The sequence below is a fragment of the Kitasatospora sp. NPDC054768 genome, from assembly GCF_053612025.1.
Map to the genome: position 1 here is coordinate 1 of NZ_JBSHBN010000241.1, position 9,799 is coordinate 9,799.

Sequence of the window (9,799 nt, forward strand, 5' to 3'; positions counted from 1 at the left end):
GGGTGCCGCGAGCAGTGGGCACCCGGCGCGGCGGCGGAGACGAAGGGATGTGGTGGCGAATGAGGGCGGGCACATCGCTGCGTGCGGCCGGGGGCAGGGGATCGGTGGAGCGCGGACCGGATGCGGCGGGTTCGTGGCCGGAGACGACGCGGGCGGCACTGACCGGTGCCGGAGGCCGGGGAGGCGGCGGTGACCGGGACGTCACCGCCGGCGGCTTCCGGCGCACGGCCAGGCCGCCCGCGTCCTCGCCGCGCGTTCCTGCCCCTTCTTCCGGCGCTGCCCCTTCTTCCGGCAAGGCGCTTCCCTCCGTGCCTGCCCCTTCTTCCGCTTCCGCCGCGGCCCCTTCGGCCGGGGCGAAGCGCCGGGGCGGGGTGCTGCTGGCCGGGCGGTACGCGCTGACCGCCGCCGTCCGGCACGGCGCGAAGGGCGGGGTGTTCCTCGGCCGGGAGGTGTCGAGCGGTGCCGAGGTCGTGGTCAAGCAGGCCCGGGCGCACACGGGGGTGGACCGGGCCGGCACCGACGCCCGCGACGCGCTGCGGCACGAGGCCGCGCTGCTCGCCCGGCTGGCGGGGCAGGGCCTGGCGCCGCTCGCCGTCGAACTGATCGAGCAGGAGGACTCCGTCTTCCTGGTGCAGGAACGAATCGCCGGGCAGCCCCTGGACGACTGGGTGGCCGCGCGGCTGCGGCGCGACGGCAGCCCCGACGTCGGCTGGGCCGAGGCCGGGCCGGTGGCGCACGGACTGCTCGACCTCGTCGAACAGGTGCACACCCAGGGGCTGGTGCTGCGCGACCTCTCCCCCGGCAACGTCATGGTCCGCCCGGACGGCACGCTGCGGCTGGCCCACCTCGAACTCGCCGCCGAAACCGGACGGCCCGCGGGCTCGGCCGGCGCCCCCGGCTACCGCGCCCCCGAGCACGGGCCCGGCCGGCTCGCCGCCGCCGACCGCAGCCGCGTCGCCGATCCGGCCGTCGACCTGTACGCCCTCGGCGGACTGCTCTTCCTGCTGGCCACCGGCCACGACCCGCTGCTGTCCGAGGACCTCCCGCAGGCCCGCCCGGTCGCCGAACGCCTCGGCCGCTGGCTCGCCCTCGCGGCCAGGACCGGCGGGACGGCCCGGCGGCTGGCGCCGGCGATCCTCGGGCTGCGCGCCGAGCATCCGCGGCAGCGGTGGGGAGTGGCCCGGGTGCGGACGGCGCTGCGCGACGACCTCCTGGTGCTCCCGGACGGGACCGGGGCCGGCCGCGCCCCCGGCTACGGCACCGGCGCGGCAGGCCCGCCGGCCTTCCTGCCGCGGCTGCGCCACGGCGGCCCCCGGCTCCGGCCGGACACGACAGGCCCGTCCGGCGCCGCGCGCCCGGCCGGCACCACCGGGGTGAGCGGAGCATGAACGTGGCCACCCGGACCGTGACCCAGGCCCTGCGCCGGCTGAGCTTCGCCTTCGCCGCCGACGGCAGCCACGCCGCCTGCCTCGCCTCCTCCGCCGACAGCGGCTGGTACGTGGAGAGCTGGCGGCTTCCGCAGGACGGCGGGCCGGCCGCGCCGACCGCACTGGCACTGCCCGGCAACCGCTCGGAGAGCCTGCGCTCGCAGCTGGTCGCCCTGCCGGACGGCTCGGTGCTGATCTGTCGGCACGACGGCGACCGGCACGACCTGACCCGCCTGACGCCGGGCGCAAGCTCCGCCGTGGAACAGCCGTTGGGTGCGCTCAGGATGGCCGGACTGCGGGTGCTGCCGCTCCCGGCACCGGCCGGGGCCGGGCCGCGGACGCCGGTGGCGGTCGCCCTCGGCAGCGACACCCGCCCGGCGACCACCGCCTGGCTGGTGCGGACGGACGGCAGCGAGCCCGAACAGGTCGCCGAGATCCCCGGGTTGCACGGCGGCGGAACCTGGCTGGACCGTACGGGCACGCTGCTCGCGCTGGACCGGGTGAACGACGGCCTGGTCCGCAGCGTGGTGCTCGACCTGCGCACCGGCCGCACCACCCCGCTGCTGGAGATCGGCCCGCACAGCAACGACCGCCTCGTCCTGTTCGACCCGGAAAGCCGGTTCGCGATGGTGCGCAGCGACGCGCCCGGCACCGACCGGCTCGGCTGGGGCCTCCTCGGCACCGGGGAGCCGCTGCGGTTCCCGGAGTGCCTGCACGTCGCGGGCATGCTCCTGCGGCCGGTGGCCCTGCGGGTGGCGGCGGACGGCCCCCGGGTCGCGGTGCAGATCGACCACGGCGCGGGCTCGACACTCGCGCTGTGGCGGCCCGCCGCCGGACGGCTGGACCCGCTGCCGGCGCCGCCCGGGCGGCTCGGCGCGGTCGGCCACTGGGGCGAGGCCGGGCTTCGGCTGCCGTACTCCTCGCCCGACCATCCGACGGCGCTGGCCACCCTGGACGTCGACGCGCTGCTGGCGCACGGCCCGCTCCCGGCCGCCTCCGCCCCGGTACCGCTGCCGCTTCAACTCGCGCCGCTGGCCTCGGGGTTGCCCGGCCCGTGGCGGGACACCGTCCTGCCCTGGCAGCCCGGCGGGATGCGCCCGGTACGGACCACACCGCCCGGCTGGCGGCTGGACGGCAGCACCCCGCCCGGCGACGGCGGCCGCTGGCAGCCCGCACAGAGCCTCGAACTGGCGGGCTCCGCAGGCCCGTTGGAGGCCGTGGTGTACGGCGGGGACACCTGGCTGAGCAGCCCGCACCTGGTACTGGCGCTGCACGGCGGCCCGGCGGACGCCTGGCGGCTGGAGTTCGATCCGGCGCTGCAGCGGATGGCCGCCGAGGGCCTGGCGGTGGTCGCGCCCAACCAGCGCGGCTCCACCGGCTACGGCGTGGCGCACGCGCTGGCCATCCGGGGCGCCTGGGGCGGCCCCGACCTGGACGACGTCCTGTACCTGCTGGACGGCATCGCGGGCCAGCGCGCCGCCCTGGGCCTGGAGCCGCCCGCCCTCTTCGGGGTCAGCTACGGCGCCTTCCTGGCGCTGCTGGCGGCCGCGCACGCGCCGGCCGGGCAGGTCGCCCGCTGCGCGGTGGTCGCACCGTTCCTGTCCGGCGCCCGGCTGCTGGCCGAAGCGGCGCCCCCCGTAGGGGCGTTGGCCACCCGCCTGGGAGGTGGCGAGCCGATCGCCGACGCCCGCGGACCGCGCGACGTCCTGCAACTCGCACACCGGCTGAGCGCGCCGCTGCTGATGGTGCACGGCAACCGGGACGAGGTCGTACCGGTGAGCCAGTCCCGGTCACTGCGGCACGAACTGCTGCGGATCGGCCGGGTCGAGGGCGAGGACTTCCGGTACGTCGAGGCGGCGGGCTCCGGGCACGAGGTGCTCGCCGACGAGGGCGCCGCCGTCCTGCACGAGCTGCTGGCCACGTTCCTGCGGACCGGCCGTCCGGGCTGATCCGCCGCCCGCCCGCCGAAGATCACGGACTCCCGGATCCTCCCGCGCGGCCGGGCGGCCCCGACGCCGCGCTGGGCGATCCGAGTGAACTCTCCGCAGGTGAGCGCGGGCTGTCGGCCCCGCCCGGCGACCCTCGGGCACCGCCCCGGTCCACCGCGAGCCGGTGCGCCGCCGGCCCGGCTCCGGGCCCCGGACCAGCACGGGACTCGCGTCAGGATCTCGATAGGATCTCGCCCGTCCCGGCCGTTATGGTGGCCGGGGCACGGGCCGTGATCACCGGCTACGGGCGCGTACCGAGCACCCGATCGGGGACCCGACCGTGCGCCACCGGCGCCGGCCGGGCGCCGATGACCCGCACCCTCCGCACGGAAAAGACGAATCTCATGTCCGACACCCTCACCGACACCACCGGACCCGCGGTTACCGGGACCGACGCCGACGAGAAGACGGCCAAGGACACCGGGTCGCACGGCCGCCACCGCGGTGGCTCCGCCGCCGACGACAGCCCGGAGACCGACCCGCACGGCCGCCACCGCGCGGCCGGCGCGCGGGGCTGACCGCACCACCACCAGGGCGTCGGCACCAAGGGCACCGCGCAGCAGCACCGCACAGCGGTGCCGCGCCCGAGGGCCCGCCCCGGAGATCACGGACTCCCCCGGCGGGCCCTCGCTCTTCCCCGCCCGCCCGGCCGTCCCCGGATCCCGCCCCGGCCCGGCCCTCAGTCCATCGTGACGACCGTCCGCAGCGCCTCGCCGCTGCGCATCTGCGCGATCGCCTCGTTGACGTCCGCGAGCCCCACCCGGTGGGTGACCATCCCGTCGAGGTCGATCCGCCCGGCCCGCCAGAGGTCGACCACCAGCCCGATGGTGCGCGTCACCGTCGCCCCGCCGTACAGCGAGGGCAGCAGGCGCTTCTCGTTGAAGAACAGCTCGCCCATGGTGAACTGGGCGAGGTCGTCCTGCGCGCCCGCGCCGATGACCACCACCGCGCCGCCGCGCCGGGCGGCCTCGTAGCCGGCCCGGACGGTGGCCGCGCGGCCGACCGCCTCGAAGACGTAGTCGAAGCCGCCGCCGGGCAGCTTCTTGGCCGCCGCCTTCAGTTCCTCGGGCGCGATCGCCTCGGTGGCGCCGAAGGCCAGGGCGCGCTCGCGGCGCGAGGCCACCGGGTCGACGACGGTGATCCGGCCGGCGCCGCAGACCCGGGCGCCCTGCACGGTGGCCACGCCGACCCCGCCCGCCCCGATCACCGCGACGGAGGCGCCGGGCTCGACCCGGGCGGTGTTCACGGCGGCGCCGATGCCCGTGGTCACGCCGCAGCCGATCAGCGCGGCGGCCTCGTAGGGGAGGTCGGCGGGCACCTTGATGACGGCGTTCGCCGCGACCACGACCTCCTCGGCGAAGGCCCCGGTGCCGTAGAAGCCGGAGGCGTTCAGCTCGCCCTCGGCAATCCGGAAGCCCGGGGCGCCGAGGGCGCGCAGGCTGGCGATGCACAGGTGGCCGCGGTCCCGGCGGCAGTGGTCGCAGCGTCCGCACGGGGCCATCCAGCAGAGCACCACCCGGTCACCGGCGGCGAGGCCGGTGACGCCCTCGCCCACCTCCACCACGTCCCCGGCGCCCTCGTGCCCGGGGACGAACGGCGCGGGCTGCGGCAGCACGCCGCTCATCGCGGAGAGGTCCGAGTGGCAGAGGCTGGCGGCGCGCATCCGGACCCGTACGGTGCCCGGCCCGAAGCCCACGGCCGTCACGTCCTCGCGGACGTCGAGGGTCTCCTGGCCGGTCTTGTGCAGGACGGCTGCGCGCATGGTGCTGCTCCCGGGGTGCCTGGTGTTCCTCGGATCGGCGGTCGCGCCGATTCTGGCACGAGCGGCGCGGCGCGACGAGAACGCGTTCCACAACGACCGGCCGGCGGAACTGTGCGGATTCACTGTCCTTCCACCACCGGAACACGCCATGATCACCACCGTGTCGATACCCCCGCTGGCGTCCCCACCGACGTCGTCGCCGATGTCCCCGCCGCTCTCCCCGCCGCTACCGTCGAGTAGGGTCCGTGCACGTCCGCCCGCGTCCCGACCCCCGAGGAGCACCGCATGTCCGACCTGCTGCTGAGCGCCGAGCCGGCGCCCGAGGTGCTGGCGGCGTTCGAGGAGGCCACCGGGTTCATGCCGGTGGACGAGGGGCTCGCGCTGTACGCGGCGGCGGTGGCGGTGGCGCGCGGCACCGGGCTGCCGGTGCTGGAGATCGGCACCTACTGCGGCCGCTCGGCGATCCTGCTCGCGGCGGCGGCGCGGGAGGCCGGGACGGTCGCGCTGACCGTCGACCACCACCGCGGTTCGGAGGAGCAGCAGCCCGGCTGGGAGTACCACGACTCGACGCTGGTCGACCCCGAGGTCGGGCTGATGGACACCCTGCCGAGGTTCCGCCGCACCCTGCACGCCGCCGGGCTGGAGGAGCACGTGGTGGCGCTGGTCGGCCGTTCGCCGCGGATCGCCGCGCTGTGGGGGCGCCCGCTGGGCCTGGTGTTCATCGACGGCGGGCACACCGACGAGCACGCGACCGGCGACTACGAGGGCTGGGTGCCGCACCTGGCGCCGGAGGGCCTGCTGGTGGTGCACGACGTCTTCCCGGATCCGGCGGACGGCGGCCAGGCCCCGTACCGGGTGTACCTGCGGGCGCTGGCCGAGGGCTTCGAGGAGGTCTCGGTGACGGGCTCCCTGCGGGTCCTGCGCCGAGCCGCCCGGTAGCGCGTTCGTTCCCGCGTCCCCGCACCGATGCTCTAACGTCGTGCCAGGGCTGTCGGGCGGGGGTTCGAACGGTACGGTGGCCGCGCAGCACCAGGCAGAGCGCAGGGCATCGGCGGACGGTGGGGGCCAGCAGCGACATGACGGACCAGCAGAACAGCGCCCCGGCGGTCTGGGACCCCACCGCGCGCGGCGGCGCCGGCGGCTGGGTGCGCGGCCCGCAGCGCCCGGCCGAAGCGCAGTCCGCCCCCGGGGCACCCGTCGCCCCCCAGCCTCCCGCAGCCCCGCAGTCCGCGGTTCCGCAGGCCGCCGCCCACCCCGGCCCGATGGCCCCGCCGTCCGTGCCCGGCGCCGTCGGCGACCAGGGCCCGCCGCTGGGCGCCCGCCCGTACCTGGCCGCCTCGCCCGGCTACGATCCGCCGACCGCCCGGCTGTTCCCCGCCACCCCGCCGCCCCCGGCCGCCCCGCCCCCGGCCTCGCCGTTCCCCTCCCATGCGGGTCCGCAGTCCCACGCCCCGCAGCAGGCGCCGCAGCAGGCCCCCGGCTACGACTACCTCCTGCAGCCGCCCGCCGCCCCGCCGCAGTCCCCGTACGGCGCCCAGCCCCCCTACGGCACCCAGCCCCCCTACGGCACCCAGCCCGACCATCCGACCGGCCACGGGGACGACGAGGACCGGCCCACCAGCCGCAGGACCCCGCTGCTGATCGGCTCGGCCCTGCTGCTGGTGCTGGCGATCGGCGGCGGCCTGCTGTTCGCCCTCCAGGGCGGCGACAAGGACGACCGGGCCGCGCCCGCCCCGGCCTCCGCCCCGGCGACCGGCCCGGACAACCTGCCGCCCGCCCCCGCGCCCACGGGCACGGACGGCGCACCGAGCGCCGCCGCGAGCGCCTCCGGCTCGCCCACCGGCACGCCGTCCCCGACCGCGACCGGCCCCGGCCCGGCCGCCGGCACGCAGGCCCAGGCGCTGGACAGTCTGCTCAGCGAGGGCGAGAACGCCAAGGCCCCGATCGGCAGCGCCGTCGCCAAGGTGACCAGCTGCCCGCCGAAGGCCGACATCGAGAGCGCCGCGCAGGACTTCGACAACGGCGCGAGCCAGCGGGCCGCCCTGCTGGCCAAGCTCTCCCAACTGACCGTCACGGACGTGCCGGGCGGCGCGGACGCGGTGAACTCGCTGAAGTCCGCCTGGCAGCTGTCGGCCGACATCGACAAGGCGTACGCGAGCTGGGCGCGCGCCGTCGCCGCCCAGGGCTGCACCGGCAGGGCCCCGGCCACCCCTGACAAGAAGCGCGCGGACGAGCTCAACCCGAAGGCCACCCAGGCGAAGACGGACTTCATGACCAAGTGGAACGTGATCGCGAAGAACTACGGTCTGACTCCGCGCACCCAGGACAGGATCTGACCGACCAGTGACCGGTTCCGCCGCCCGACCGCCCCGCCGCTCCGCCCTGCTGCGCGCCACCACGGCCGCGGCCGTGGCCGTTCCGCTCTGCACGGCGGGCTGGTTCGGCTGGCGGGCCCTCGACCACTCCGGCCCGGCGGGCGCCGCGGCGGCCCCGGCCACATCGCCCCCGGGCTCGGCCCCGGCCGCCGAACCCCCGGCTCCGACCACGGCTCCGACGGCCACGGACCAGCCGGCCACGGACCAGCCGGCCGCCACCGGCACACCCCTCACCCCTCCGGTCGCGCCGGCGCCCACCGACAGCGGCCCCACCGGCGGCGCCCCCTCGGCCGGGCCCCCGGCCCCGCCCGCCGACACCGCCACCGGCCTGGCCGGCCGCACCGTCCTGCTCGACCCCGGCCACAACCCCGGCAACTCCGCCCACACCGCCGAGATCAACCGCCAGGTGGACATCGGCAACACCCGCAAGGAGTGCGACACCACCGGCACCGAGACCAACGCGGGCTACTCCGAGGCCGAGTACACCCTGGACGTCTCCCGCCGGGCCCGCGCCATCCTGACCGCCCGGGGCGCCAAGGTGGTGCTGGCGCAGGACGGCGACCGCCCCTGGGGCCCGTGCATCGACGAACGCGCCCGCGCGGGCACCGACGCGCACGCCGACGTCGCACTCTCGGTGCACGGGGACGGCGGCCCGGCGAGCGGCAGCGGATTCCACGTGATCATGCCCGCCAGGGTGGTGGCCGGAAAGGCGGACAACGCGGCCATCGTCGATCCCTCGCACCGGCTCGGCCTCCTGCTGCGCGAGCGGTTCCACGCCGCGACCGGCGAACCGTACGCGGACTACATCGCCAAGGACGGCCTGGACACCCGCTCCGACCTGGGCGGCCTCAACCTCTCCACCGTCCCCAAGGTGTTCATCGAGTGCGGTAACATGCGCAACTCGACGGACGCGAAGCGAATGACGGACCCTCAGTGGCGCCAACAGGCGGCCCAGGGGATCGCCGACGCGCTGACCGCGTTCCTGACGACCCAAGAGAAGACCGAAGAGCGACACGGGAGTTGAACCGCACACCCCCGGAGGACGACGCTCCGCCCGGACCGCACGGTTTGCAACGACTTCGCCCCATTCCCGGTCCCGCCGTGCACCGGCAGGACGGTTGGGCCTAGGCTTCTGGTCCGTTCGGGAGTTTCGGCCGGTCGGCCCGACCGCACGAACCACCGTCCACGACACGTCAACGAGGGGAACGTTAGTGAATCTGCGCGCTCTCACCAGGGGAGACGCCGCCGTCGCAGGCGCGGCCGTCCTGCTCTTCATCGCCTCCTTCCTGCCCTATCTGGCCGCGGACTGCAGCGGTCGGCTCTGTGCGGACGCCTCAAAGAACGCGTGGAGCACCGATCTGTTCCCCGTCCTGCCCTCGATCTACCTGCTCGGCATCGTCGCCGCCGCGCTGATCCTGGTGCAGCGCTTCCAGGGCCAGGCCGCGGCCAACCGACAGGTCCTCGGCCTGCGACTGGACCAGTGGGGCATCGCCTTCGCGGTCGCCGCGCTGTGGACCTCGGTCTGGTCCCTGGGCGCCAGCCCGTACGGCCCGAACGTCAGCCACGGCTTCGGCGCCTGGCTCGGCTTCATCGCGCTGATCGTGCTCGCCGGCGCGGCCGCCGCGAGCCCCCTGGTGCCCGCACTGAAGGCCCCGCTGGTCTCCGACCGCCCGGCGGCCGTCCCCGGCCAGTACGGCTACCCGGGCCAGCCCGGTCACCCGGGTGCGCCCGGCCAGTCCGGTCAGTACGGCTACCCGGCCCAGGGCCACGACCCGGCGTTCGGCGGCCAGGGCGGCTACGGCTACCCGGGCGCCGGCCAGCCGCAGCCCGGCCAGCCGGTCCAGCCGCACGACGCCGGCACCCCGGTGCCGCAGCCGGCCCCGGCCGCGCAGCAGCAGGCGGCCGCCCCGGCGGCGGACTTCCAGCCGTTCTGGTTCGCCGTCCCGGCCCCGCGCCAGCTGGCCCCGAAGGACAACCCGGCCGGCGCCCCGGTCGGCGAGGTCGTGCCGGGCACCTGGTACCTGGCCGTCGAGCAGCGCGGCGCCGCGCTGGTCGCGCAGCTGCCGGACGGCAGCCAGGGCGTGCTGGCCGACACCACGGGCATCCAGCGCGGCTGACGCCCGCGGGCGCGTACCGCGAGGGGGGGGGGCCGGGGGGCGGGCCCCCCCCCCACCCCGGGTGGCGGGGCCGGCCGAACCCGTAGACACCCCCCGCACCCGGCCACAAGGGGGGCCACGAAGCCCGCCG

At 76.9% G+C, this 9,799-nt stretch carries 8 protein-coding genes; 7 read left to right on the forward strand and 1 reads right to left on the reverse strand.

Annotated elements, in window-relative coordinates:
• Window positions 1-308 precede the first annotated feature (308 nt).
• The 3 genes from ACWGKU_RS38720 (at window position 309) to ACWGKU_RS38730 (ending at window position 3,933) form a co-directional block, all read left to right on the forward strand.
• A complete protein-coding gene (locus tag ACWGKU_RS38720) occupies window positions 309-1,388 on the forward strand; it encodes a protein kinase domain-containing protein (RefSeq protein WP_452178924.1) in 1,080 nt (359 codons plus the stop codon).
• Window positions 1,385-3,376, forward strand: a complete 1,992-nt coding sequence (locus ACWGKU_RS38725; RefSeq protein WP_452178923.1) for an alpha/beta hydrolase family protein — start codon at window positions 1,385-1,387, stop codon at window positions 3,374-3,376. The genes ACWGKU_RS38720 and ACWGKU_RS38725 overlap by 4 nt, the downstream gene beginning before the upstream one ends.
• 383 nt (window positions 3,377-3,759) lie before the next feature.
• Window positions 3,760-3,933, forward strand: coding sequence for a hypothetical protein (locus ACWGKU_RS38730; RefSeq protein WP_401052591.1), 174 nt, complete (start codon window positions 3,760-3,762; stop codon window positions 3,931-3,933).
• 161 nt (window positions 3,934-4,094) lie between these two features.
• Here the strand turns inward: ACWGKU_RS38730 and ACWGKU_RS38735 are convergent, their stop codons facing one another.
• A complete protein-coding gene (locus tag ACWGKU_RS38735) occupies window positions 4,095-5,177 on the reverse strand; it encodes an alcohol dehydrogenase catalytic domain-containing protein (RefSeq protein ID WP_401052594.1) in 1,083 nt (360 codons plus the stop codon).
• 285 nt (window positions 5,178-5,462) lie between these two features.
• Here ACWGKU_RS38735 and ACWGKU_RS38740 point away from each other — a divergent pair, with 285 nt between their 5' ends.
• From ACWGKU_RS38740 to ACWGKU_RS38755, 4 genes are all read left to right on the forward strand, one after another.
• The gene (locus ACWGKU_RS38740; RefSeq protein ID WP_359896888.1) at window positions 5,463-6,116 is read left to right on the forward strand and encodes a class I SAM-dependent methyltransferase; all 654 of its coding nucleotides are present in this window, start codon (window positions 5,463-5,465) and stop codon (window positions 6,114-6,116) included.
• Window positions 6,117-6,253: 137 nt separating this feature from the next.
• The gene (locus ACWGKU_RS38745) at window positions 6,254-7,513 is read left to right on the forward strand and encodes a hypothetical protein (RefSeq protein WP_452178922.1); all 1,260 of its coding nucleotides are present in this window, start codon (window positions 6,254-6,256) and stop codon (window positions 7,511-7,513) included.
• Window positions 7,514-7,520: 7 nt separating this feature from the next.
• Complete coding sequence (locus ACWGKU_RS38750) at window positions 7,521-8,576, forward strand: N-acetylmuramoyl-L-alanine amidase (RefSeq protein ID WP_452178921.1); 1,056 nt, start codon at window positions 7,521-7,523, stop codon at window positions 8,574-8,576.
• Window positions 8,577-8,763: 187 nt separating this feature from the next.
• Entirely contained in the window at window positions 8,764-9,669 is a 906-nt protein-coding gene (locus ACWGKU_RS38755; protein WP_452178920.1) for a hypothetical protein, read from the forward strand.
• The last annotated feature ends 130 nt before the right edge of the window (window positions 9,670-9,799 follow it).

Bases quoted from the DNA above. Each gene is read 5' to 3' on its own strand.
- ACWGKU_RS38740 (WP_359896888.1), top strand. From the start codon at position 5,463: ATGTCCGACCTGCTGCTGAGCGCCGAGCCGGCGCCCGAGGTGCTGGCG.
- ACWGKU_RS38735 (WP_401052594.1), bottom strand. From the start codon at position 5,177: ATGCGCGCAGCCGTCCTGCACAAGACCGGCCAGGAGACCCTCGACGTC.
- ACWGKU_RS38745 (WP_452178922.1), top strand. From the start codon at position 6,254: ATGACGGACCAGCAGAACAGCGCCCCGGCGGTCTGGGACCCCACCGCG.
- ACWGKU_RS38730 (WP_401052591.1), top strand. From the start codon at position 3,760: ATGTCCGACACCCTCACCGACACCACCGGACCCGCGGTTACCGGGACC.
- ACWGKU_RS38725 (WP_452178923.1), top strand. From the start codon at position 1,385: ATGAACGTGGCCACCCGGACCGTGACCCAGGCCCTGCGCCGGCTGAGC.